The organism is Alteromonas sp. LMIT006 (assembly GCF_024300645.1).
Taxonomy (GTDB): Bacteria; Pseudomonadota; Gammaproteobacteria; order Enterobacterales; family Alteromonadaceae; genus Opacimonas; species Opacimonas immobilis.
The window spans coordinates 2,485,108-2,509,221 of the sequence record NZ_CP101291.1; the positions used below are offsets into that span (position 1 = coordinate 2,485,108).

Below are 24,114 nucleotides of genomic sequence, written 5' to 3' on the forward strand. Positions count from 1 at the left end.
TTCCTATTTATCTTCGTCAAGCAATGCTTGGGCTTTGGCTAAAGCAGCTTGCTCGTCTTGTGCAGTAAGTTTGTTGGGCTTTCTTCTTAAAATAACCACGATACCTAAAAGAACCACAAATATAGGTAACAGCCACAACCAAATTGTCGTGCGAGTAACTGGGGGTTGATAATAAACAAAATCGCCGTATCGAGATTTCATAAATGCGACGACTTGATCGTGATCCTGACCTTGGGTAATTAACTGATATACTTTGCGGCGCATATCATGGGCAATCATGGCATCTGAATCGGCAATATTTTGATTTTGACACATTGGGCAACGCAAGGTTGCGGTGAGTTCTTTGAACAAGGCTTGCTGTTCGGGCGTGTCAAACTGATAGTTTTCCTGCGCCGCAAAAGAAGATGAGCTTAAGAGAAGGAACAAGGCCACGACCATATATTTCATTACTCGGCCACTCCGTTAATCATTTGCCCCGTCAACTCGAAGTAAACATCGGCAAACTTGTTTTGCCAAACGCGATGGTTGACATCACCAATATGATGCACGCGAATAATACCATTTTGATCAATCAGCAAAGACTCAGGGGCACCGGTAACTCCTAAATCAAGTGATGTATCTCGATACACATCAAAAATATTATAAGCAAAAGGATTGCCAAGACGGTCTGTTATATCAATGACTTCTTGTTGCACTCTTGCGAGGGTTTTAATCCCAAAATCTGGGTCGAGGTCTTGGTCGTAATACAAGCCAACAATATGCACCCCTTGTTCGGATAATGCGGTCAAATAAGGTAATTCTACCTGACACGTTACGCACCAGACGCCCCAAACATTGAGCAAAGTAACTTTGCCTTCAAACACATCCTGTGTATACATAACTTCTGGTTGCATTAGATCAGGTAAAGTAAATTCTGGCATTGGGCGATCTAAGGTCATCGCATCTCGCGCTTGCGGATCAGAATATAGCCCCTGAAACAAAAACACACACAACCCTAAAAAGAACACTAAAGGAATCGCAAATCTCAGCTTATTTTGCATGACTAGGCTCCGCTTGCGCTGTCTCTGATTTCTCCGCAAAAGCCCCTTTTAATTTGGCAATGCTGGCGAGGCGATACCGTCTATCCGCCATTGAGAATACGCCACCAAGTGCCATGATTCCAGCACCTAGCCAGATCCATACTACATAAGGTTTGTAATACACTCGTACTGCCCAGGCGCCGTTGTCTAATGGCTCACCCATGGCAATAAACAAGTCTCGAACGAGATTTGAATGAATCCCAGCCTCGGTCATTGTGGTTTGTTGCACAGGATAAAGGCGTTTTTCCGGTTCAAGATGGACCACAAATTCGCCATTTTTGTACACATCAAAAATCCCCCGATCCGCAGTGTAATTTGGACCCTGAATGGCTTTTACTTCATCAAAGCGCACTTCGTAACCAGCAATCATCACGCTATCACCGAATTGCATACGGACATCGCGTTCTGTCTCAAAATTACTCACCAAGGTAATGCCGATCAAAGATACTGCAAACCCTACATGTCCTAACACCATTCCCCAATGAGAGCGTGTCAAACGTGCAAGACCTGTGAGCAAAGTGACGTTTTGTTGTGCGTTCACCCGCTGATAAATTTCTTGTATCGTCGATACTAAAATCCAAAACGCGAGAAGCATACCTAATGTTGCTAGATATTTTTCACCATCATAGGCATTTACAATCAATAACGAAGCACTTAACGCAAGACCAAAAGCAACCAACAACTGATTGCGCAAAGCGGTTAGAGATTGCTTCTTCCAGCGACTCAAGGGGCCAATCGCTAGGAACATTACAAATGGCACAATCAGCCAAGTGAACATTTGATTAAAAAACGGTGCCCCGATTGATATTGAACCCAGACCCAATTCTTTGTGAACTAATGGAAACAGAGTCCCTAATAAGACTACAACCGTTGCAGCACATAATAGTATATTATTACCCAGCAACATATTTTCACGTGACAGCAATGAAAATTGTGTACGCGACTGTAATTGTGATGCTCGTACAGTGTAGAGCAGTAGTGAGCCGCCGATCACAATCACGAGCAAACCTAAAATAAACATGCCTCGCGATGGGTCAGCAGCAAACGAGTGCACCGACACCAAAATGCCTGACCGTACCAAAAACGTACCAAGCAAGCTCAACGAAAATGCCGCTATTGCGAGTAACACAGTCCATGATTTGAACGCTTTACGCTTTTCAGTAACCGCTAGGGAATGCATTAACGCCGTGCCGACAAGCCAAGGCATGAATGAGGCATTTTCAACTGGGTCCCAGAACCACCAGCCGCCCCAGCCGAGTTCGTAATATGCCCACCAAGAGCCAAGTGCTATGCCGACCGTTAAGAATGCCCACGCAGCAATTGTCCATGGGCGAGACCAGCGCGCCCAAGTTGAATCTAATTGTCCCGATATTAAAGCAGCAATAGCGAAAGCAAAAGCCACAGAAAACCCCACATACCCCATATAGAGCATAGGGGGATGAATGATCATGCCAAAATCTTGTAACAATGGATTTAAGTCTCGTCCATCTACTGGAATGTAAGGCAGCAAGGTATTAAAAGGATTAGACGTCAGGAGCATGAACAAGTAAAAACCGATCGAGACCATACCTAAAACAGACAGAACCCGAGCGAGCATCACTGCCGGGATCCCTTTACTGAATATAGCCACTGCAACCATCCATACCGCAAACGTCAATACCCATAATAAGAAGGAGCCTTCATGCCCCCCCCAAACAGCGGTCACTTTGTAGTACCAAGGCAACATACTATTGGAGTGATTAGCAACATATGCGATGGAAAAATCGTCATTGAGAAAGGCTTGAGTTAAGCAAACGTAGGCAATCAAAGTAAAAAACAACACGCCATAGGCAAGAGGTTTGGCACTTGCAATCATCCATTTTTGTCCTGAGAAACTGCCCCACATTGGGTAAACAGCTAAGCTCAACGCCATCAACATCGCCAGCACACTGGCTAGATTTCCAATTTCAGAAAACATGCTCAATAACCTGCTGCAGATGGCTTAACGTGCTTGATGCCTTTCATTTGCTCAGCTAACTCTGGCGGCATGTATTCTTCATCGTGCTTAGCGAGGACTTCATCGGCAATGATCAAGTTACCCGCTTGCAACACGCCGGTTGCCACAATGCCCTGACCTTCTCGAAACAAGTCAGGCAAAATTCCATTGTAACTCACCGTTACCAGAGGTCCTGTATCGACCAAATCAAACTCTACCGCTAAAGATTCTTGATTGCGCGCAACCGAACCTTCAACCACCATTCCACCAATGCGCAAGCGTTGGCCAATTTGGGGTTTTTGACCGTCCTTACCATTAATGACCTCTGATGGTGTATAAAATAAATCAATATTGTTGCTTAATGCATAGAGCATTAACCCAATCGCACCCGCTAACAAAACCCCTATTGCAGAGACAGTGATTAAGCGTTGTTGACGTCTAGGGTTCATGTTACTTTTCCTGTAATTGCTTTGCTGCCGCAATTCTCGCCTCGCGAGCTTGCTGTGCAACAACATGTTGCGTTAACTGTCTTTTTTGACGTTTCACATAAACGATATAAAGCACGATACTCAAAAAACTGACACCATAAGATAGCCACACAAAGAAGCCATAGCCACCCATTGCAATAAAATCAGCAAAACTATCAAATGCCATTATTTTGTCTCCTGCTGACTTAATAGTTGCTTAACCCAAGGACGATGCAGTTCTCGCTCAATGATCACATTTTTGAGCTGCATTAGAGTCAAGGTACCAATTAATCCCATAAATCCAGTAATTGATACAAGTAATGGCCATTTCATAGACGGGGCAATAGAAGGTTTTCCTATTTTGGTGATGGTCGAGCCTTGGTGTAGGGTATTCCACCATTCGACAGAGTAATGAATGATAGGGATATTTATCACACCGATTAAGGCAATAACTGCAGCAGCCTTGCCTGCTTGATGACGGTCATTGAAGGCATAGTACAACGCCATAACGCCAAAATATAAGAACAATAAAATAAGCTGAGAGGTGAGTCTTGCATCCCAGATCCACCAAGTCCCCCACATTGGTTTACCCCACGCAGCACCAGTAAATAAAGATATGAAACACATTAATGCCCCCACTGGAGCCATCGCAATCATACTCATGTAAGCGGTTTTCCACTGCCACACTAGGCCAACTAATCCAGCAATCGCCATCGCCACATAGGTACCCATAGACAAAATTGCTGATGGCACATGAATATAGATAATGCGAAACGAGTCACCTTGTTGATAATCGGAAGGCGCAAATAGCATCCCCCATACCAGACCGACGCTGAGTCCTAAAACCGCAGCAGATAAAAAATATGGCATAAGCGTATTGCATAGAGCATAAGCTCGCTCTGTTTTTGCATAAGGATGTAACCAGACAAACATTATTGATGACTCACTCTAATCGCATAACTCATCGCCATGGGCGTCAATGCCATAGCGATACACAACATTGCCGCAATAATAGCAAGTTGTGGTAAATAATTTAATCCAAATAAGGCCGTGTCTACCGCAGAAGTGGCGAAAATCAGTAAAGGGATAAATACAGGAATTATGATCAAAGATAATAAAATCCCGCCTTTTTGTAACCCCACGGTCAACGCAACCGCAATAGATCCCAGCAAAGACAAAATCGGCGTACCTAATAATAACGTTGCAAGGAGTGCCCAGTACATTGGCATGGTCAGATTTAAGAACAACGCCAATAACGGTGATATCAGGATCAATGGCACAATAGTAAGTAACCAATGAGTCATGACTTTGGCGAACATAATCCATGACAAGCTCAAGTTAGACAGCTGCATCTGCTCTAACACACCATCGTTAAAATCATCGCGGAATAATCGCTCCATACCCAACAACGCAGATAAAATCGCAGCTACCCAAATGACTCCAGGGCCAATTTTTTGTAACGTTTCAGGTGCCGGACCCACGGCGATTGGAAATAAGGTAAGAACTAACACAAAAAAGGTAAGCGGTTGAAAAATATCCGCTTTCTGTCTCATTGCAAGAGTGATATCACGATGGATAACACTGTACAACGGACTCATATTTGATACTCCAATGCCAGTTCTCTGACCTGATGGGATGATGATAATGCTTGATGAGAAGTCATAATGACACAACCTCCATGAGAGACGTATTCGTCTACACGCGCCTGAATAAATGCAACACCTGTCACATCCAGCGACGTATATGGTTCATCTAAGACCCATAATGGCGCTTGCACTAACTCCGTTCGCGCGAGTGACACCCTGCGTTGTTGGCCTGCAGAAAGTTGTCCGGTGGGCAAATCTTCTAAGCCAACTAATTGATATTGAGCCAAAATGTTGTAAAGCGACTCTACGGAAGGATTCACTCGCTGCAATGCTGCCCAATAAGTAAGGTTTTCTATGGCAGATAAGTGTTTATTTTGCGCGAGTTTATGCCCAAGGTACAGCAACGGAACATCATAAGTATCGGCACTATTAATGTGCACTGAGCCAGTTTCTGGATAGGCTAGGCCTGCTAGAATTCTCAATAGACTTGTTTTGCCAGCCCCATTAGGTCCGGTCAGATGGACGAGTTCCCCTGCACGTAAAATCACATCCAGGTCAGAAAATAACACCCTATCTTGTTTTACACAGGTTAATGACTGGGCAATTAACACGTCCAACAATCAGTTACTCTATCCACTTTAAAAACATGCAGCATATTATCATAAATGAATGTTTTTTGACTATTTGTTGTTGGGCAATTAGTGGTATGTTGGTGTGTATTTAAAGATGCTTAATCGACTTCATACTAAAAAGCCCGAGTAAAACTCGGGCTCTTTTTATCCTACGTGACTTATTCGGCGTCTTCAGTCTCTTCTTCAACTGGCTTGGCCTTACACAACAGCTCTGCGCGGATTTTCTCTTCTATCTCAGCAGATATAGCTGGGTTTTCTTTTAAGAACCGTGTCACGTTGGCCTTACCTTGACCGATGCGGTTACCATTGTAGCTATACCATGCCCCCGCTTTTTCGACCAACTTCTGCTGGACGCCTAAATCGATCAATTCGGCTTCTTTACTGATCCCTTGACCATATAAAATTTGGAATTCAGCTTGCTTAAATGGCGGAGCTACTTTGTTCTTCACCACTTTGACTCGAGTTTCGTTACCAACCACTTCATCGCCTTCTTTAATAGCACCAATGCGACGAATATCTAAACGAACCGATGAATAGAATTTCAGTGCATTACCGCCAGTAGTGGTTTCAGGGTTACCAAACATCACACCAATTTTCATACGAATTTGGTTAATGAAGATACACAATGTATTTGAGCGCTTGATGTTGGCCGTCAGTTTTCGCAAAGCTTGAGACATTAAACGAGCTTGAAGACCGACGTGAGAATCCCCCATGTCACCTTCAATTTCGGCTTTTGGTGTCAACGCTGCAACTGAGTCCACAATCACCACATCCACTGCACCAGAGCGCACGAGCATGTCTGTGATCTCTAATGCTTGTTCCCCAGTGTCTGGCTGTGATACCAATAACTCATCAATATTTACGCCAAGCTTCTCTGCATAGATGGGATCCAGAGCATGTTCCGCATCCACGAAGGCACACGTTTTGCCCACTTTCTGTGCCTCAGCAATAACTTGCAACGTCAATGTCGTCTTACCTGATGACTCTGGGCCGTAGATTTCAACGATACGACCACAAGGCAAGCCGCCTATACCTAATGCGATATCAATGGTGAGTGAACCAGTTGAGACGGATTCAATGTCCATCGCTTGGTTGTCACCTAGCTTCATAATGGAACCCTTGCCGAATTGCTTCTCAATCTGACCTAGGGCGGCGGATAGGGCGCGTGCTTTGTTATCGTCTGACATAGTGACTCAACCTTAATATTCTTAATAATATTCGCTGTAAAAGCGTTGTTATCTACTTAGTGATTCGGATTATAATACTGTATGATTATACAGTTCAAGTTTTTTTACTGTATTTATATACATGCATTCCTATGTGTATCTTTATGCAACACATATTAGATGGATTGACGCCCCTTGTCAGCTGTCCTTTATAACTGTTTACGTAATCAGTGTGTTTGCGATCAGTGTAATGGCGTGTTCAATGGCTGCCATTCTTACCTCACTGCGCCCGCCGGCAAAGACTTGTGAATCAGTTATCAGCTTTCCTCGATAACATAAACCAAACCACACCAAGCCAACAGGTTTGTCAGGTGTGCCACCACTCGGTCCTGCAATACCGCTGATACCAATACCCAGATCACAACCATAACGAGACACTAAGCCTTGTGCCATTGCCTTAACTGTTTGTTTTGACACTGCACCATGCTCTTCTAAAGTTACTTCGGGTACACCAACCAAAATTTCTTTAGCACTATTTGCATACGTCACAAAACTTTGTTCAAACCATGCTGAGGCACCGGGCAGTTCCGTCAAATAGAAGGCCAAGCCACCCCCTGTACATGACTCTGCGCAGCTAATGGTCAATTTCTGAGCATTGCAGTGGCGCGCGATGGCCTCAAGCTGATATTTTGTATTTTCTTTTAGATTGCACCACATTTTTTTAGTATGCTTTAATTAACTAAACAGTCGTCACAACTTATAACAAAAGCCAAAAGTGAGTCAATTGAAAACCACCCATACCCCAATGATGCAACAATACCTAGCTATTAAAGCAGAGCACCCTGAAGAGCTTTTGTTTTATCGTATGGGGGATTTTTATGAGTTGTTTTACGACGATGCGGTTCGCGCAGCTAAGCTCATCGATCTGACTTTAACCGCTCGTGGCAAAGCCAATGGTGCCCCTATTCCAATGGCGGGTGTACCTTATCACGCGGTAGAAGGTTATCTTGCGCGATTAGTCGAGATGGGTGAAGCCGTGGCGATTTGTGAACAAATTGGCGACCCCGCCACTAGTAAAGGTCCCGTTGAACGACAAGTACAACGCATTGTTACCCCAGGTACCGTGACCGATGATGCGCTTCTCAACGCCAAGCAACACACACTCATAGCTGCAGTGTTTGCTCACCAGACTCGAGGTAAAACGCAATTTGGCCTTGCCAGTCTTGCGCTGAGTACCGGTGAATTTACTTTATCTGAAGTATGCTCAGAACAACGTTTAGTCGCTGAGTTGGAACGCTTGAGACCCGTAGAGATTTTATATCCTGAGCAATTCGCATTCGAATCGATACTGCAATCGTACAGCGGTTTACGGCGTCGTCCCGGGTGGGAATTTGATTTAGACTCTGCTCTGCACTTGCTTACACAACAATTTGGCACTAGAGATTTAAGCGGATTTGGGATCCCAGAGGGACATTTTTCACTAACGTGCGCGGGTTGTATTTTGCAGTATATTAAAGATACCCAGCGCTGTGCTTTGCCTCATATCAACAAACTGATGTTAGACAAACCGCAAGATACAGTACAACTGGATGCTGCTACTCGGCGCAATTTGGAGCTCACTCGAAATTTGAGTGGCGGCATCGAGAATACTTTATTTTCTGTATTGGACAGTTGTCAAACCGCAATGGGGTCACGTCTTTTACAACAGTGGATCCAGCGGCCAATTCGCGACCATTTTCGACTCAACCAACGCTATGATGCTGTAGCTGAGTTAAGCGCAAGCGAGTTGAGTGAACTCACGCAACACCTCGACAGCATCGGTGATATACAACGCATTTTGGCTCGATTAGCTTTGCGCAGTGCGCGTCCTCGCGATTTTGCCAAATTACAGGCGTGTTTTAATGAACTGCCTTTATTACATATCACTTTATCTCAATTTTCAGCACCTAAACTGACGGCATTAACTCAACAAATCGGTACTTATCCTGATTTTGCCGATTTGCTCAACCAAGCGATCTGTGACAATCCACCTGTGGTTATTCGTGACGGCGGTGTCATTGCAGATGGTTACAATGCCAAATTAGACGAGTTACGCGCGCTGTCTAAAGGCGCTACTGATTATTTGAGTGAACTTGAAGCTCGAGAAAAACACGCCACAGGTATCAGTACGCTCAAAGTTGGTTATAACAAGGTACATGGATTTTTTATTGAAATCAGTAAAGGTCAAGCGCATCTTGCGCCAAGTCACTACATACGCAGGCAAACACTCAAAAACAACGAGCGTTTTATCATTGAGGAACTCAAAGCCCACGAAGAAAAAGTTCTCAATAGCCAAGCCAATGCACTTGCCCTAGAAAAACAACTCTACGATGCACTGTTTGATGCCTTGCTACCCAAGTTAAACGCCCTCACAACTACCGCTCAAGCACTTGCCGAATTAGATGTATTGTTGGGTTTTGCGCATCTTGTGCAAAATAAACAATTGAGCCGCCCCATCCTATCTGACAAGCGTGGTATTGCATACCAAGATGGGCGTCACATTGTCGTTGAAGAGGTTCTGGCCTCCCCGTTTATTGCCAACCCGCTTACAATCGATGAAACGCAATCCATGCTTCTGATTACCGGACCCAACATGGGCGGTAAATCGACGTACATGAGGCAAACAGCATTAATCGTACTCATGGCGCACATTGGCTGTTTTGTACCCGCAAAAGCGTGTGAAATAGGACCTGTAGATCAAATTTTTACGCGTATTGGTGCCGCTGATGATCTGGCCTCTGGTCGCTCGACATTTATGGTGGAAATGACGGAAACCGCAACCATTTTGAATAATGCCACCGAGTACAGTTTGGTTCTGATGGACGAAATAGGCCGGGGTACTTCTACTTATGACGGATTGTCCCTAGCTTGGGCGTGTGCGGACTTTTTACATCATAACATTCATGCAATGACGCTTTTTGCGACGCATTATTTTGAGCTAACAGAACTCGCAAGCAATACCCAAGGGATGGAAAATGTCCATCTGACGGCCATTGAACACAATGACAGCATTAAGTTTATGCACAATGTCAAACACGGTGCTGCGAGCAAAAGCTACGGCCTTCAAGTCGCTAAGCTCGCTGGTTTACCGGACAACGTCATTAGTGCTGCGCGTTCAAAATTACATGAACTTGAGACCACAAATAACACGCATCCATTACCGACTGGATCACCGGCAAAAGCAGTTACAGAGCCACTTCAGTTACCGCTCGATCAAACTGATTCTGCGCTGTTTGATGCGTTGGACAACACTGATCCGGATGAACTGTCGCCAAAACAAGCACATGAGTTATTGTATTTACTCAAAACATTACGGCAAAAATAACCTTTTTTGATTGTCTTAAAATCCCCTTTTGCGTATACTATTGCTCCATTCAGCATAGACCGAATCAATGCGTTTTGACACGCTACCACTCGTCTTGCTAAAACGTAATCTTACACGATAAATTAACGCCTTGGGTTATACATGACACATTATATATTCGTCACCGGTGGGGTGATTTCGTCATTGGGCAAAGGAATTGCAGCAGCATCACTCGCCGCCATTTTGGAAGCGCGCGGCCTCAAAGTCACCATGTTAAAATTGGACCCGTACATCAATGTCGATCCTGGCACGATGTCACCTATTCAGCACGGTGAAGTGTTCGTCACCAATGACGGCGCAGAAACTGACTTAGACCTAGGGCACTATGAGCGCTTCATTCGCACGCGCATGACCAAGCGCAATAACTTTACCACAGGTCGAATTTATTCATCTGTATTAGAGCGAGAGCGTCGCGGTGATTATCTTGGCGCAACCATTCAAGTGATCCCGCACATTACTAACGAGATCAAACGTCGCGTCATCGACGGTGCCGAAGGAAATGATGTAGCCATCGTTGAGATTGGTGGAACTGTTGGTGATATCGAGTCACAACCGTTTTTAGAAGCAATTCGTCAGTTAGGAACTGAATTAGGTCGTGAAAAAGCCATGTACATGCACCTTACCCTTGTACCTTATATGGCGGCCTCAGGAGAGGTGAAAACCAAGCCGACACAACACTCGGTTAAAGAGCTTCGCTCAATTGGTATTCAACCTGATATTCTTGTCTGTCGCTCTGAAGCGGCCTTGCCAGCAAATGAGCGCGCCAAAATCGCCTTGTTCACTAATGTCCAAGAGAAATCGGTTATCTCAATGAAGGATGTCGACAGTATCTACAAGATCCCAGCACATCTAAAAGCTCAAGGGATGGATGAGATTGTCATACAACGCTTTGGCCTAGATTGCCCTGAAGCAGATTTATCAGAGTGGGAAGCCGTATTATATGCTGAATCCAACCCAACAGACGAAGTCACCATTGGTATGGTGGGTAAATATGTTGAATTACCAGATGCGTATAAGTCGGTCAATGAAGCCTTAAAACACGCCGGATTAAAAAATCGCTTAGCGGTGAATATTGAGTACATTGATTCATCCGACATCATTGCCAAAGGCGACCATATTTTGTCGCACCTTGACGCCATTTTGGTCCCAGGTGGATTTGGTGAGCGTGGCGTAGACGGCAAAATCGAAGCGGCTCGATATGCACGTGAAAACCAAGTTCCGTACCTTGGCATTTGTTTAGGCATGCAAGTTGCACTTATTGAATACGCCCGCAATGTTGCGAATATGCCAGGTGCAAACTCAACAGAGTTTGATCCAGAAACGCCTTACCCAGTCGTTGGTTTGATTGAAGAATGGCTTGATGCATCAGGCAACAAAGAACAGCGCACAGAAGATTCTGACCTTGGTGGCACCATGCGTTTAGGCTCTCAACTTTGTCACTTGATTGAGGGCAGTCTTGCCCATCAATGTTATGGCAGTACTGAGATTTATGAGCGCCATCGTCATCGCTATGAAGTCAATAACACTTTACGTACCCAAATCGAAGAAGCTGGCCTAAGAGTCAGTGGTTTATCTACTGATAAACAATTAGTTGAAATGATCGAGATCCCAGAACATCCGTTCTTCATCGCTGGTCAATTTCACCCTGAGTTCAACTCGACCCCGCGCGATGGCCATCCACTTTTTGAAGGCTTTATTGCCGCAGCAGGTCGTTTTAAGAAAACTAATCACTAAATTTGAAAGGAAAATAACGCAATGGCAACAATTAGCCGTATCGTTGGCCGTGAGGTCATGGATTCCCGTGGTAACCCCACAGTCGAAGCAGATGTTTATTTAGATAATGGTGCGATGGGACGTGCTTGTGCACCTTCTGGTGCATCTACTGGCTCTCGTGAAGCCCTAGAACTACGTGACCAAGATCCTGCTCGCTATTTAGGTAAAGGCGTATTAAAAGCCGTTGCCGCAGTTAATGACAAAATCGCGCCTGCATTAGTCGGCCAAGATGCTGCAGATCAGCGTAAGCTTGACCAAATTATGATTGATTTAGACGGTACTGAAAACAAAGAAGTCTTGGGTGCCAATGCGATTCTTGCTGTATCACTTGCAGCAGCAAAAGCGTATGCCAATGGCGCTGGTATTCCCTTATATCAACATATTGCTGATTTAAATGGCACCTCTGGCGAATACTCCATGCCGGTACCAATGATGAACATCTTAAACGGTGGTGAGCACGCAGATAACAACGTTGATATCCAAGAATTTATGGTACAGCCTGTAGGCGCGAAAAGCTTCTCTGAAGCATTGCGCATGGGTGCAGAAATCTTCCATAACTTGAAAAAAGTATTATCTGCAAAAGGTTTGAACACAGCGGTAGGCGATGAAGGTGGTTTTGCGCCAAACCTGACTTCTAACGCTGAAGCATTAGCAGTGATCGTAGAAGCGGTAGAAAACGCTGGTTACAAAATGGATGAAGATATCACGTTGGCACTTGATTGCGCCGCATCTGAGTTCTACAAAGACGGTAAATATGTATTAAGTGGTGAAGATAAGTCGTTTGATTCAGAGGGATTCAGTGATTATCTTGGAGAACTAGCAAACCAATACCCTATCGTTTCGATTGAAGATGGTTTGGACGAGTCTGATTGGGATGGCTGGGCATATTTAACTAAGCAGATTGGTGATAAAGTACAACTAGTTGGTGATGACTTGTTCGTAACTAACACTAAGATCTTAAAGCGCGGTATTGATAACGGAATTGGTAACTCAATCCTGATTAAGTTTAACCAAATTGGTTCATTATCCGAAACGCTTGATGCCATCAAAATGGCGAAAGACGCTGGTTTCACTGCGGTTATCTCGCACCGTTCAGGTGAAACGGAAGACGCCACAATTGCTGATTTAGCAGTGGGTACCGCGGCAGGTCAAATCAAAACAGGGTCATTGTGTCGTTCTGATCGCGTAGCTAAGTACAATCAATTACTGCGTATCGAAGAAGCGCTAGGTGCAGACGCGCCTTATCGCGGTCGCAGCGAAATCAAAGGTCAGTAAGTAACCTTTATCAACCTAACCAGAATGCACAGCCTTGAGGCTGTGCATTTTTTTAAGTTTTAGATATGAATCAACTTGTTGGCAAATCCCCCTGCCCTTGCACCTCAAATAAAGTCTTAAACAAATGCTGCGGTCGTTTTTTAAATAGCGATGACGCGAAATACCCCAAAACGCCAGAACAACTGATGCGCTCACGTTTTAGTGCTTACAAACTTGGTGGTTATGGGCAATATTTGATTAACACTTGGGCGGTAGAAACCTGCCCGACAGACAATCCAATTGAATTAAATACCCCTGACCTTGACTGGCAACACCTAGATATTTTGGGCAAATCTGTCGATGGTAATTCAGGTATCGTCGAATTTAAAGCTTATTACCTAGAACCAGATGGCAGCTTAGCTTATTTGCACGAACGCTCATCATTCGTGCGTACGCAGGGCAAATGGCTCTATTTAGAGGGAATGATCTACTAAATCCCTTTATTTTTTGTGATTTTCTGTCGATAATAGCATGATGATTAAACAGCATGATATTTTCGGCCATAACCAAGACAGTATCCACTTTTCGGAACTGTGCAATGCGCTGTATCAAAGAGAATGTCAAAACCTCGCCGAATCATCGTCCTCGCAGATTAACCTGCTTAAACGCAAACTCAAGTTTTTACCTCAGTTAGTCCAAGAATGCGCACGTAGCCTTCTCACTACCAAGGCGCCATTGGATATCGACTTTTATAATGCGTCCTATCAGGGAAAACAAGCTGCCAATTGTCCGAGTTTAAAGCAGTCCTCGGAACTCATTGCCCAATATTACTCAAAGATACCCGATATCGGGCGAGTGTTACCGGTTGAAGTCAAAACTATTGATGGCTATCACTTTGAATTAGATTCAGTCGACCGCGTTGACGAAGAAAGTAACCTTTTGCACGTGAATAAACACGGATGGTTTCATCCAGACGGACAATCTCAACAAGCTAACGATGCGATTCGGTTAGTCAAACCCACCAAAGCGATAATGCAAGCAGCCTGTTGTGGACATCTGTGGCGCTGGAAAGGCAAAGGTATTCCACGTGCGCTGAGTTTGCGAGAATTAAAGTTATCTTTTCATATTCAGTGGTAAGTAACACCACAAACCTATTATTCTTTAGTATATTCATCATCATTTCTGGCAAAAAACACTCTTTCGCGCTTGACCTATCACTTTTGACACAGTACATTTGCGGTATGAAAATATTTAGCGCATTCTACACTCTGCTACTCTTATTACTGGTAGGTAAACTGCACGGGTGAGCTTGTCTTAAATTTCACAAAACCCGTGCCTGGCACGGGTTTTTTGTATACGTTTTAAAAACGAAAGGATGGTGTTATGTCACAACAAGTCAAAATATTCGATACCACATTGCGAGATGGTGAACAGGCGTTGCCTGCAAGCTTAACAGTGAAAGAAAAACTACAAATCGCACTGGCACTCGAACGACTCGGCGTTGACATCATCGAGGCGGGTTTTCCAGTCTCTAGCCCCGGAGATTTTACTTCAGTGCAAACCATTGCGCGTGAAATCAAAAATGCCACAGTTGCCGGCTTATCCAGGGCTCTTGCCAAAGATATTGATGCTTGTGGAGAAGCATTAAAAGTTGCTGAGCGTTTTCGTATCCACACTTTTATCGCCACTTCAGATATTCACGTTGGCACTAAGTTGAAAAAAAGCCAAGACGAAGTGGTCGAAATGGCAGTCAAAGCCATTCAACATGCCCGTCAATACACTGACGATGTTGAGTTTTCGTGCGAAGATGCAGGCCGTACCCACATTGATTATTTGTGCCGTATGGTCGAATCTGCCATCAAAGCAGGCGCGACCACAGTGAACATTCCAGATACAGTTGGTTATACCACACCAACTGAGTTCGGTGGAATAATCCAACAACTCTTTAATCGAGTGCCTAATATTGACCAAGCGACCATCTCGGTCCACTGTCACAATGACTTAGGTCTTGCAGTGGCAAATTCATTAGCTGCGGTTGAACAAGGTGCGCGCCAAGTCGAATGTACCATTAACGGTATTGGCGAACGTGCGGGTAATGCGTCGTTGGAAGAAATCGCGATGATTTTACAAACTCGTAAAGAACGCTACCAACTCGAAACGAATATTAAAAGTAATGAAATTTCGCGTACGTCTAAGCTCGTCAGCCAACTCTGCTCTATGCCGGTACAAGCGAACAAAGCCATAGTTGGTGCCAATGCTTTTGCACACTCATCAGGCATTCACCAAGATGGTGTATTAAAAGGTCAAAATACCTACGAAATCATGACGCCGGAAAGTGTTGGTTTAAACAAAAATCAATTAAATTTAACCTCTCGCTCAGGCCGTCATGTGATTAAGCATCGCTTGCACGAACTTGGCTACAGCGACAGCGATTACGACCTAGATGAAGTCTATGCGGCCTTTTTACGCCTTGCCGACAAAAAGGGGCAAGTGTATGATTATGACCTTGAAGCGATCCTCTTCTTTAACCAACAAAAACAAGATGATTCGTATTATTCACTCGAATATTTGCACGCCAGCTCAGGAAAAGAGATCATTCCTAGCGCAACTGTCACGCTAAACGTCGGTGGAGAACCCACGACCCATAGCGCCATCGGTAATGGCCCTGTAGATGCTGCGTATAACGCCATCATGCAAATGATCGGAGAAGATGCGATAAACATCGTGGATTTCAAATTGGACTCCAAAGGCGAAGGTGCCAACGCCCTAGCGCAAGTCAGTATTGTTGTACAATACAACGAGCGCCGTTTTCATGGCATCGGTCTAGCGACAGACATCGTAGAATCAGGCGTTAAAGCCCTGATATTTGTACTTAATAACATGCATTTAGCCGATATGATTGACGAGCAAAAGCTACAATCGGCCACAGGAGCATAAATGTCTACTTATCAACTCGCCGTGCTAGCCGGCGACGGTATCGGCCCCGAAGTCATGGCCGAAGCAAATAAAGTCCTTGATGCCATAGAGCAAAAATTTGACTTAACTTTAAACCGAACCGCCTATCCAGTGGGTGGATATGCCATAGACCATTACGGTGAAGCCCTGCCAGCTGAGACGTTAAAAGGCTGTGAAGATGCTGATGCCATATTATTTGGCTCGATTGGCGGACCAAAGTGGGACTCCCTCCCTCTCGAGAAGCGTCCTGAACGCGCGGCATTATTGACCTTGCGCAGTCACTTTGATTTGTTCTCAAATCTTCGTCCGGCCAAAATTTATCCTGGTCTAGAAGATTTATCCCCACTGCGCAAAGACATTGCAGCCAGTGGCGTTGATGTATTAGTAGTGCGTGAACTGACAAGTGGCATTTACTTTGGTCAACCCAAAGGCCTAGAAGGTGAAGGTGAAGAACAAGTCGCATTTGATACGATGCGCTACACCAAAGCAGAGATTCGCCGCATTGCGATTTCAGCGTTTGAAGCCGCGCGCAAACGCAGTAAAAAAGTCACTTCTGTAGACAAAGCCAACGTTCTAGTTTGCTCTCGTTTATGGCGTGAAACCACTGAAGAAGTCGCCAAAGACTATCCAGATGTTGAACTTGAGCATATCTATATCGATAACGCGACCATGCAGCTGATCAAAGATCCTGCACATTTTGATGTCATGTTATGTTCCAACTTGTTTGGTGACATAATCTCTGATGAATGCGCCATGATAACAGGTTCTATGGGCTTATTAGCGTCTGCAAGTATCAACGGCGATGGTTTTGGCTTATACGAACCTGCTGGAGGCAGTGCTCCTGATATTGCTGGACAAGGGATTGCCAACCCAATTGCGCAAATCCTTTCAGCCGCTATGCTTTTACGCTACTCACTAAATTTGAATGACGCAGCCGATGCCATTGAAAATGCCGTTATTAACACTTTAGGCGACGGTATTTTAACTGGCGAATTACTTGCACCAGAACAGCGCAGTCGAGCAAAATCAACGGCGCAAGTGGGTGACTATATTACGCAACAGATTTTAGAAGGTTAAGGTCATGGCAAAGACTCTGTATGACAAAATCTGGGACGCTCATGTCGTCCCGAATACCGGTGACGATGTATTGTTGTACATCGACCGCCATCTGATCCACGAAGTCACTTCACCACAGGCATTTGCTGGTTTAGATGAAATGAATCGCAAAGTACGCTGCCCAGAAAAAGTGCTTGCGACAATGGACCACAGTATTTCCACTCGCTCCATCGCATTGGATGCTTGTGGGCCTGAAAATCAATTACAACTGCAAACCCTTGCACAAAACTGCGAAAAGCATGGCATCGAGCTCTATCCAGTCGGCCATCAAAAACAAGGTATTATTCACGTTATGGCGCCAGAAGTAGGCGCGATTTTACCTGGTACGACTGTTGTATGTGGTGACTCTCACACAGCCACCCATGGTGCATTCGGTGCTTTAGCTTTCGGTATCGGCACCTCAGAAGTCGAACACGTTTTAGCGACACAAACGCTCAAACAAACCAAAGCCAAAAATTTAAAAGTCGAAGTCACTGGCACATTGCCTATTGGTGTCACTGCTAAGGACATCATTTTAGCCATCATTGGCGAGTTAGGTCACGCCGGTGCCACAGGTTACGTCATTGAGTACTGTGGTGATACCATTGCCGCTCTATCCATGGAAGAGCGCATGACCATCTGTAATATGAGTATTGAAGCGGGTGCGAAAGCCGGCTTGGTCGCCCCTGACCAAATTACATATGATTATCTAGAAGGTCGTGAGAAAGCACCTAAAGGTGAGTTGTGGCAAGAAGCCATTGCCTATTGGCAAACCTTGTTTACCGATGCTGATGCAGATTTTGATAAAGTCGTTACCTTACTAGCCAAGGATATCAAGCCACAAGTCACGTGGGGTACTAATCCTGGGCAAGTCATTGCAGTGGATACGCCGGTACCTTCTCCGGATGATTTTAGTGATCCTGTCACCAAAGAATCTGCCGCTAAAGCACTTGCATACATGGGGCTCAAACCAGGTGATAAGCTTAGTGAAACGCCTGTCTCTCATGTGTTTATCGGCTCTTGTACTAACTCACGTATTGAAGACTTACGCGCTGCCGCTAGCATTGCAAAGAAAGGTAAAGTACAACCTAGCGTAACCGCTATGGTCGTGCCAGGCTCGGCGCAAGTTAAAGTCCAAGCAGAAAGTGAAGGTCTTGATAAAATCTTTATTGATGCTGGTTTTGAGTGGCGCTTGCCCGGCTGTTCTATGTGCTTGGGTATGAACGATGATTTACTTGAAGCTGGAGATCGCTGCGCTTCAACTAGCAACCGTAATTTTGAAGGTCGTCAAGGCCGCGGTGCGCGCACACACTTAGTGAGCCCTGCCATGGCAGTGGCCGCTGCATTAACTGGCACATTTGCCGATGTTCGCGATTTTCAGGAGTAAAACATGAGTGCATTCACCGTACATACTGGTACCGCTGTGCCTTTAGATATTGCCAATATTGATACCGACCAAATCATCCCTAAACAGTTTTTAACGGGAGTTACCCGTCAAGGCTATGGTAAACACTTATTTCACGATTGGCGTTATTTGGACTTACACGAGCAAGAGCCTAACCCTGAGTTCAATCTCAACAAGCCTGAATATCAAGGTGCTTCCATTTTGGTGACTCGCGAGAATTTTGGCTGTGGTTCCTCACGAGAACACGCGCCTTGGGCATTGAAAGACTTTGGGATCCAAGTGGTTATTGCGACCAGTTTTGCTGATATTTTTTATGGCAATGCCATAAATAATTTCATGTTGCCAATTGTATTAGATAATGAACAAATTGACGAAATAATCTCATTGGTCACTGATAACCCTATGAGCGTACTAACTATCGATTTGCCTAACCTGTGTGTAAAAACACAAAATGCAGAGTATTCCTTTGCTATTGCACCTCATCATAAGTACAATCTAGAAAATGGTCTCGATGCTATTGGGTTAACATTGACCTATGCTGATTCCATTACAGAATACGAGATTTCTGCTAAAAACTGGTTATAAGGGAATTGAGACGCTCTTGTGACTAGGCGAAGTCACGTCACAAGAGGGTTTTATCATGCACCAAACCGTTACTATTGCAGAACTCGTTCCGGGCATGTTCGTAGAGAACATCAAATGTTCTGAAAGCAATTCTAATTTTTCCATCATGCCTGGTATGGTGATGTCTAACAAAGACATTGATCAATTTAGAAAATGCGGCATCAAAGAACTCATAATTAATACCGAAAAAAGTCGTGTGGATGTGTTCAAAGGCCCCCGTGTACAAATAGCTTCAAGCACTCCCCAACGGTATGATTATGCAACTGAATTCACCTTGGGTAGTCTACTCAAATTAACCAATCAAAAACTTGCAGTAGTCGCCAAAGCATCAAACGACCCCTCTGAACGAATAGAATTATTGGTCTTTTATGACATGGTCACAAAAACAAATATTCCTCTTGAACGCATTGAAGTTCAAGAGGAGGATGGCTTAATTGATTGCTTAATTAATCCCGCGGATTTTGACGACGAATTAGATCAGTTTTTGAAGCTTGTTGCGCTTTAATCGATAAACTCAGCCAGAAGTGTATTAAGATAGCGTTGGCCTTGTGACGTGAGGGTAATCTGCCTATTAGATTGAATTAAAAAGCCACTTGCTAGGGCGCGTTCAATCACATGACGAGTCTGCTGGGGCAAAGGTTGCAGTGTATGGACCTCATAATCTTCGAGCGTAAATGGTGCAAACAAGCGCAAGCGATTCATAAAATACTCGAACGGCACATCTTCATCATTCACTTGGTTTGAACGGTAAAGGTAATCCTGTTTTAGATCCATATAACCGCGAGGATGTTTGATTTTTTCGGTGCGGATAATCATCCCATTATAAGTCACTTTGCCGTGTGCTCCACAGCCAATCCCTAGATAATCGCCAAACTGCCAATAGTTAAGATTATGCTGACATTGCTGACCAGGCTTGGCATAAGCAGACACCTCATACTGCTGGTAGCCAGCGGCTTTTAACAGCGCATGGCCTCGTTCTTGGATATCCCATAACACTTCATCTTCAGGCAATACAGGTGGTTTAGATGCGAATTGAGTATTCGGCTCAATCGTCAACTGATACCAAGATAAATGTGGAGGAGCAAAGCTTAGGGCTGTTTCTAGGTCAGATAATCCTTCGACAATTGACTGTTGCGGTAGGCCATGCATCAAATCCATGTTGTAGGTACGCAAGCCAACCTCATTGGCCTGTTTTATCGCCGCAAAAGATTGTCGGTTATCGTGAATGCGCCCTAAGGTTTTGAGATGCTTAGTCTGAAAGCTTTGCACACCAATCGAAATCCGAGTAACCCCAGCTTTAACAAACCCTGCAAAACGACCTGTTTCAATCGTTCCCGGATTCGCTTCAAGTGTGATTTCGATGTTTGGAGAAAAAGCGATGCGTTTGCCTATTCCTTGCAGGAGTTGCAGTATCGCTTCTGCGGATAATAAACTCGGTGTGCCTCCCCCGATAAAAATAGACTGTAATGCCCTGCCCTGTACATATTTTAAGTCTTGATCAAGATCAGCGAGGAGGTGGGCTATGTACTCTTTTTCTGGAACGGATTGCTTTAACGTATGTGAGTTAAAATCACAGTAAGGACACTTTTGCACACACCAAGGCACGTGCACATACAAAGCGAGTGGAATATGTTTAGCCACCGAGCACCTTTGTTAACTCAGGGAGCAAAGAAGACAATGCCAGTGCACGATGACTGACCGAAGCTTTCTCGGACTTTTCTAATTCGGCAGCGTGACGCCCGGTTTGGGGACAATAAAAAACCGGATCATAACCAAAGCCCTGTTCCCCTTGTCGTGATAAGGCAATCTGCCCATGCCAACGACCTTGTGCAATAATCGGTGATGGATCATCTGCGTGCAACATGAACACCAACACACATGTAAAATAGGCCGAACGTTCATTCTGTCCTTCTAACCCACTAAGCAATTTATCAATGTTCGTCTCATCTGTAGCATCGGCTCCAGCGTAACGCGAAGAATAGATCCCAGGCGCTCCATTAAGCGCTTGCACCACTAACCCCGAATCATCAGCTAAAGCAGGTAGTCCTGTAACCGACGACGCATTGCGTGCTTTGATAATGGCATTTTCAATAAAGGTTGATCCGGTCTCAGGTACATCTTGAACACCAAGCTCCCCCTGAGCAATCACATTAACACCCAAATCGGATAGAAGGTGATTAAACTCTTTGATTTTGCCTTGATTTCCACTGGCTAGTACGATTTTGTTCAACATGTTTAATCCTTCGCTTTAGGCGACTTTGGACCACGTCCAACTTTCTTTTTCTTCTTCACGACGGTTTTGCCTTTGGCTTTTTTCTTCTTTTTGGTCGCTTTAGGTGGACGGTGTTTAGGCTCTAACCCAGGGATATTACGGGGTTTGATGACTTCGCCCAGGTAGCGCGAAACCCGGCCCAGCATAGCAAAATCATGCGCTTCGACTAACGCGATAGCCGTGCCTTTAGCGCCTGCTCGACCAGTACGACCAATACGATGGAGAAACACATCTGCGCTGCGCGGCATATCAAAGTTAATCACATGCGAGACATTATCCACATCAATGCCTCGTGCTGCGACATCCGTTGCAAGCAAAATATTGATTTCTTTATTTTTGAATCTAAGCATCGCAGCATTGCGCTTGTCTTGAGGCATTTCGCCCTGCAACCAACACACTTCGATGCCGTCTTTCGATAAGTTGTCTTTGAGTTGTTGTAAGCGCTCACGGGTTTTGATAAAGACCACTGCCGATTCAATCTGCTCGGTCAAAATATGTTTCAAAATGGCGTATTTGTGTGCATAGTCATCGCATAAATGGTACCACTGTAAGGTTTTGTTCTTCTCTTTGCGCGATGGATTAGCTTCGATAAATTCAGGATTTTTGAGGATCTCACGAGCAAACTGGCTGATCCCTTTGCCTTCTAACGTTGCAGAGAACAACATGCTTTGTTTACGCCAACGAGCCTCTGCTGAGATTTGATTAACGATCCCACGAAAACCCATATCCAACATGCGATCTGCTTCATCAAGAATGAACATCTCAATGTCACGACAATCAAAGGTCTCTTTTTCAATATGCTCAAACAAGCGCCCTGGCGTGGCAACGAGGATATCTAGATTTTGCTCTAATACGGCTTTATCCGTTCCATAATTGATACCGCCGGTGATCACCCCACACACTAAATCAGTATGTTGCGTAATGGCACATGCTTGTTCATAGATTTGTATAGCAAGCTCTCGGGTGGGGGATAAAATCAGTACCCGACACGCACCATGTTGCTGCCTTGGAAAATCGAGCAAAAATTGTGCAGCTGGAAGCAAGAACGCGGCAGTTTTTCCTGTACCCGTCGGTGCAGTAGCCAAAATATCACGACCGTCCATCGCATGCGGGATCACCGCTTGTTGAATACTAGTCGGGGTAGAAAAACCCATATCGGTGACGGCTTGACATAATACGTCATCCAGTTCGAGCGCTGCAAACATGCAAATTTATCCTGTAATATAAAACGAGAGTAGTCTACCACATCACTGCGCAAGAAAGGACTGAATCTTATTAATGTGAGCGTCTCGTAAAGCGGTTTTGATTGCTGCCCCCTGATGCCCTTGAGCGATAAGATCAGAGGCCTTAATCGACCTCAAAACCTGCTCGGCTTCAGTAAAAAAGGACCGAATGCCTGATAATTCTGGATGACACACCTGAGCGATTGAAATTAAAACTTGTAATCGAGCTGGGCGACGCATCACATCGACTCGATAGAGTAAATCCACTAATTCATCAGCACTTAACTTTGCATAGTCACGCAGTTGATGATTGACCTCTTGGCCTAGGGTAACGATATCAGTGATCTCATTAGGCACCGGTAAACGCTGACAAAAGGCATTCTGCTCAGCTGAATGTAGCGGTGCAAGTAGTACGGGGACTCTGACAATATTATTATGTTCTTGTTGGGCAAGCATTAACTGCGCTTGCCAAGATGGCGAGAGAATGATATCAGAGGTCAACTCGGCAAACCAAGGCGATAGCCCACCAAGTTCATGTAACAGCTCAAAAAACGCAGCCGGCTCAGGCTCTTGTAATACTTTCAATAATTCCTGCCAGACTCGAGGTGCAGCCAACTGATTTAATACGCCTTGCTCAATCATCCCTTTGAGTAAAGCTTTGGTTTCTAAGGCGACGCTAAAACCCAATGAGCGAAAACGCGCGTAAAAACGCGCCACACGCAATATGCGTAAAGGATCCTCACTGAACGCAGGAGATACATGACGCAAGATTTTATTATGTAAGTCAACTTGCCCACCGTACGGGTCAACAATATTCCCGCTGTCATCCTGAGCCATCGCATTGATGGTCAAATCGCGACGTAGCAAATCTTCTTCCAAGGTCACCGAACTGTCTGTGTTAAAGGTAAAGCCGGTGTAGCCTTCCCCGACTTTGCGCTCTTGTCTCGCTAATGCATATTCAGCTTTGGTTCTCGGATGCAAAAATACGGGAAAATCCTTTCCAACTGGCGTAAAGCCTTGTGCCAACATCTCACGCACAGAACCGCCGACCACCACATAGTCGCGGTCAGAAACTTCTAATCCTAATAGTGCATCACGCACTGCGCCACCAACTAAATAAGTTTGCATCGATTTACACCCTCTCAGTATGCGCATTATGCCTCAAAAGCGGATAAAGTCGGATAATTTTTTGATTAACTTTTGAC

The 24,114-nt window shown here is 44.8% G+C and carries 24 protein-coding genes; 10 read left to right on the forward strand and 14 right to left on the reverse strand.

Features of this window, described 5'->3' with window-relative positions:
* Positions 1-3 precede the first annotated feature (3 nt).
* The 10 genes from NLG07_RS11630 to NLG07_RS11675 all read right to left on the reverse strand — a co-directional run bounded on the left by NLG07_RS11630 (position 4) and on the right by NLG07_RS11675 (position 7,622).
* Complete coding sequence (locus tag NLG07_RS11630) at positions 4-447, reverse strand: cytochrome c-type biogenesis protein (protein ID WP_254855607.1); 444 nt, start codon at positions 445-447, stop codon at positions 4-6.
* Positions 447-1,040 (reverse strand): redoxin family protein, encoded by a 594-nt coding sequence (locus tag NLG07_RS11635; protein ID WP_254855608.1) that lies wholly within the window; start codon positions 1,038-1,040, stop codon positions 447-449. The genes NLG07_RS11630 and NLG07_RS11635 overlap by 1 nt, the downstream gene beginning before the upstream one ends.
* Complete coding sequence (locus NLG07_RS11640) at positions 1,030-3,036, reverse strand: heme lyase CcmF/NrfE family subunit (RefSeq protein ID WP_254855609.1); 2,007 nt, start codon at positions 3,034-3,036, stop codon at positions 1,030-1,032. The genes NLG07_RS11635 and NLG07_RS11640 overlap by 11 nt, the downstream gene beginning before the upstream one ends.
* A 2-nt stretch (positions 3,037-3,038) precedes the next feature.
* Positions 3,039-3,503, reverse strand: coding sequence for a cytochrome c maturation protein CcmE (gene ccmE / locus NLG07_RS11645; protein ID WP_254855610.1), 465 nt, complete (start codon positions 3,501-3,503; stop codon positions 3,039-3,041).
* Position 3,504: 1 nt separating this feature from the next.
* Positions 3,505-3,708 carry a heme exporter protein CcmD gene (gene ccmD / locus NLG07_RS11650; protein ID WP_254855611.1) on the reverse strand — a complete coding sequence of 68 codons (204 nt, stop codon included), beginning with the start codon at positions 3,706-3,708 and terminating at the stop codon, positions 3,505-3,507.
* Complete coding sequence (locus NLG07_RS11655) at positions 3,708-4,454, reverse strand: heme ABC transporter permease (protein ID WP_254855612.1); 747 nt, start codon at positions 4,452-4,454, stop codon at positions 3,708-3,710. Before NLG07_RS11655 ends, ccmD begins: the two co-directional genes overlap by 1 nt.
* Complete coding sequence (ccmB, locus tag NLG07_RS11660; protein ID WP_254855613.1) at positions 4,454-5,119, reverse strand: heme exporter protein CcmB; 666 nt, start codon at positions 5,117-5,119, stop codon at positions 4,454-4,456. Before ccmB ends, NLG07_RS11655 begins: the two co-directional genes overlap by 1 nt.
* Positions 5,116-5,718, reverse strand: a complete 603-nt coding sequence (gene ccmA, locus NLG07_RS11665; protein ID WP_254855614.1) for a cytochrome c biogenesis heme-transporting ATPase CcmA — start codon at positions 5,716-5,718, stop codon at positions 5,116-5,118. The genes ccmB and ccmA overlap by 4 nt, the downstream gene beginning before the upstream one ends.
* 179 nt (positions 5,719-5,897) lie before the next feature.
* Entirely contained in the window at positions 5,898-6,926 is a 1,029-nt protein-coding gene (recA, locus tag NLG07_RS11670; protein ID WP_254855615.1) for a recombinase RecA, read from the reverse strand.
* 198 nt (positions 6,927-7,124) lie between these two features.
* Positions 7,125-7,622 (reverse strand): CinA family protein, encoded by a 498-nt coding sequence (locus tag NLG07_RS11675; protein WP_254855616.1) that lies wholly within the window; start codon positions 7,620-7,622, stop codon positions 7,125-7,127.
* 88 nt (positions 7,623-7,710) lie between these two features.
* Between NLG07_RS11675 and mutS the strand changes: the two genes are divergently transcribed.
* The 10 genes from mutS (at position 7,711) to NLG07_RS11725 (ending at position 19,919) form a co-directional block, all read left to right on the forward strand.
* Complete coding sequence (gene mutS, locus NLG07_RS11680) at positions 7,711-10,269, forward strand: DNA mismatch repair protein MutS (RefSeq protein WP_254856873.1); 2,559 nt, start codon at positions 7,711-7,713, stop codon at positions 10,267-10,269.
* A 141-nt stretch (positions 10,270-10,410) separates the two neighbouring features.
* Positions 10,411-12,042, forward strand: coding sequence for a CTP synthase (locus tag NLG07_RS11685; protein ID WP_254855617.1), 1,632 nt, complete (start codon positions 10,411-10,413; stop codon positions 12,040-12,042).
* Positions 12,043-12,063: 21 nt separating this feature from the next.
* Positions 12,064-13,356 (forward strand): phosphopyruvate hydratase, encoded by a 1,293-nt coding sequence (gene eno / locus NLG07_RS11690; protein WP_254855618.1) that lies wholly within the window; start codon positions 12,064-12,066, stop codon positions 13,354-13,356.
* A 65-nt stretch (positions 13,357-13,421) separates the two neighbouring features.
* Complete coding sequence (locus NLG07_RS11695) at positions 13,422-13,829, forward strand: YchJ family protein (protein ID WP_254855619.1); 408 nt, start codon at positions 13,422-13,424, stop codon at positions 13,827-13,829.
* A gap of 37 nt (positions 13,830-13,866) precedes the next feature.
* A complete protein-coding gene (locus NLG07_RS11700) occupies positions 13,867-14,472 on the forward strand; it encodes a hypothetical protein (RefSeq protein WP_254855620.1) in 606 nt (201 codons plus the stop codon).
* 246 nt (positions 14,473-14,718) lie between these two features.
* Positions 14,719-16,272 (forward strand): 2-isopropylmalate synthase, encoded by a 1,554-nt coding sequence (gene leuA, locus NLG07_RS11705; protein ID WP_254855621.1) that lies wholly within the window; start codon positions 14,719-14,721, stop codon positions 16,270-16,272.
* The gene (leuB, locus tag NLG07_RS11710; protein ID WP_254855622.1) at positions 16,273-17,367 is read left to right on the forward strand and encodes a 3-isopropylmalate dehydrogenase; all 1,095 of its coding nucleotides are present in this window, start codon (positions 16,273-16,275) and stop codon (positions 17,365-17,367) included. It abuts the gene before it with no gap.
* Between the two features lie 4 nt (positions 17,368-17,371).
* Entirely contained in the window at positions 17,372-18,772 is a 1,401-nt protein-coding gene (leuC, locus tag NLG07_RS11715; protein WP_254855623.1) for a 3-isopropylmalate dehydratase large subunit, read from the forward strand.
* A 3-nt stretch (positions 18,773-18,775) separates the two neighbouring features.
* Positions 18,776-19,375: a 3-isopropylmalate dehydratase small subunit gene (leuD, locus tag NLG07_RS11720; protein WP_254855624.1), complete on the forward strand. Its 600-nt coding sequence runs from the start codon at positions 18,776-18,778 to the stop codon at positions 19,373-19,375.
* 55 nt (positions 19,376-19,430) lie between these two features.
* Positions 19,431-19,919 carry a DUF3391 domain-containing protein gene (locus tag NLG07_RS11725; protein WP_254855625.1) on the forward strand — a complete coding sequence of 163 codons (489 nt, stop codon included), beginning with the start codon at positions 19,431-19,433 and terminating at the stop codon, positions 19,917-19,919.
* Here the strand turns inward: NLG07_RS11725 and hemW are convergent.
* Genes hemW through NLG07_RS11895 form a run of 4 tightly spaced genes read right to left on the reverse strand, consistent with a single transcriptional unit; the run spans position 19,916 to position 24,037 of the window.
* Entirely contained in the window at positions 19,916-21,055 is a 1,140-nt protein-coding gene (hemW, locus tag NLG07_RS11730) for a radical SAM family heme chaperone HemW (protein ID WP_254855626.1), read from the reverse strand. The two genes, NLG07_RS11725 and hemW, sit on opposite strands and share 4 nt — an antisense overlap.
* Complete coding sequence (rdgB, locus tag NLG07_RS11735) at positions 21,048-21,647, reverse strand: RdgB/HAM1 family non-canonical purine NTP pyrophosphatase (RefSeq protein WP_254855627.1); 600 nt, start codon at positions 21,645-21,647, stop codon at positions 21,048-21,050. Before rdgB ends, hemW begins: the two co-directional genes overlap by 8 nt.
* Positions 21,648-21,649: 2 nt before the next feature.
* Positions 21,650-22,891 carry an ATP-dependent RNA helicase SrmB gene (gene srmB / locus NLG07_RS11740; RefSeq protein WP_254855628.1) on the reverse strand — a complete coding sequence of 414 codons (1,242 nt, stop codon included), beginning with the start codon at positions 22,889-22,891 and terminating at the stop codon, positions 21,650-21,652.
* 42 nt (positions 22,892-22,933) lie between these two features.
* Positions 22,934-24,037 (reverse strand): CCA tRNA nucleotidyltransferase, encoded by a 1,104-nt coding sequence (locus tag NLG07_RS11895; RefSeq protein ID WP_303049210.1) that lies wholly within the window; start codon positions 24,035-24,037, stop codon positions 22,934-22,936.
* Positions 24,038-24,114 lie beyond the last annotated feature (77 nt).

Bases quoted from the DNA above. Each gene is read 5' to 3' on its own strand.
- NLG07_RS11895 (WP_303049210.1), bottom strand. From the start codon at position 24,037: ATGCAAACTTATTTAGTTGGTGGCGCAGTGCGTGATGCACTATTAGGA.
- NLG07_RS11725 (WP_254855625.1), top strand. From the start codon at position 19,431: ATGCACCAAACCGTTACTATTGCAGAACTCGTTCCGGGCATGTTCGTA.
- recA (WP_254855615.1), bottom strand. From the start codon at position 6,926: ATGTCAGACGATAACAAAGCACGCGCCCTATCCGCCGCCCTAGGTCAG.
- mutS (WP_254856873.1), top strand. From the start codon at position 7,711: ATGATGCAACAATACCTAGCTATTAAAGCAGAGCACCCTGAAGAGCTT.
- leuD (WP_254855624.1), top strand. From the start codon at position 18,776: ATGAGTGCATTCACCGTACATACTGGTACCGCTGTGCCTTTAGATATT.
- NLG07_RS11685 (WP_254855617.1), top strand. From the start codon at position 10,411: ATGACACATTATATATTCGTCACCGGTGGGGTGATTTCGTCATTGGGC.
- NLG07_RS11655 (WP_254855612.1), bottom strand. From the start codon at position 4,454: ATGTTTGTCTGGTTACATCCTTATGCAAAAACAGAGCGAGCTTATGCT.
- ccmB (WP_254855613.1), bottom strand. From the start codon at position 5,119: ATGAGTCCGTTGTACAGTGTTATCCATCGTGATATCACTCTTGCAATG.
- ccmD (WP_254855611.1), bottom strand. From the start codon at position 3,708: ATGGCATTTGATAGTTTTGCTGATTTTATTGCAATGGGTGGCTATGGC.
- rdgB (WP_254855627.1), bottom strand. From the start codon at position 21,647: ATGTTGAACAAAATCGTACTAGCCAGTGGAAATCAAGGCAAAATCAAA.
- NLG07_RS11635 (WP_254855608.1), bottom strand. From the start codon at position 1,040: ATGCAAAATAAGCTGAGATTTGCGATTCCTTTAGTGTTCTTTTTAGGG.
- NLG07_RS11640 (WP_254855609.1), bottom strand. From the start codon at position 3,036: ATGTTTTCTGAAATTGGAAATCTAGCCAGTGTGCTGGCGATGTTGATG.
- ccmE (WP_254855610.1), bottom strand. From the start codon at position 3,503: ATGAACCCTAGACGTCAACAACGCTTAATCACTGTCTCTGCAATAGGG.
- NLG07_RS11695 (WP_254855619.1), top strand. From the start codon at position 13,422: ATGAATCAACTTGTTGGCAAATCCCCCTGCCCTTGCACCTCAAATAAA.
- leuA (WP_254855621.1), top strand. From the start codon at position 14,719: ATGTCACAACAAGTCAAAATATTCGATACCACATTGCGAGATGGTGAA.
- leuB (WP_254855622.1), top strand. From the start codon at position 16,273: ATGTCTACTTATCAACTCGCCGTGCTAGCCGGCGACGGTATCGGCCCC.
- srmB (WP_254855628.1), bottom strand. From the start codon at position 22,891: ATGTTTGCAGCGCTCGAACTGGATGACGTATTATGTCAAGCCGTCACC.
- eno (WP_254855618.1), top strand. From the start codon at position 12,064: ATGGCAACAATTAGCCGTATCGTTGGCCGTGAGGTCATGGATTCCCGT.
- leuC (WP_254855623.1), top strand. From the start codon at position 17,372: ATGGCAAAGACTCTGTATGACAAAATCTGGGACGCTCATGTCGTCCCG.
- NLG07_RS11700 (WP_254855620.1), top strand. From the start codon at position 13,867: ATGATGATTAAACAGCATGATATTTTCGGCCATAACCAAGACAGTATC.
- NLG07_RS11675 (WP_254855616.1), bottom strand. From the start codon at position 7,622: ATGTGGTGCAATCTAAAAGAAAATACAAAATATCAGCTTGAGGCCATC.
- NLG07_RS11630 (WP_254855607.1), bottom strand. From the start codon at position 447: ATGAAATATATGGTCGTGGCCTTGTTCCTTCTCTTAAGCTCATCTTCT.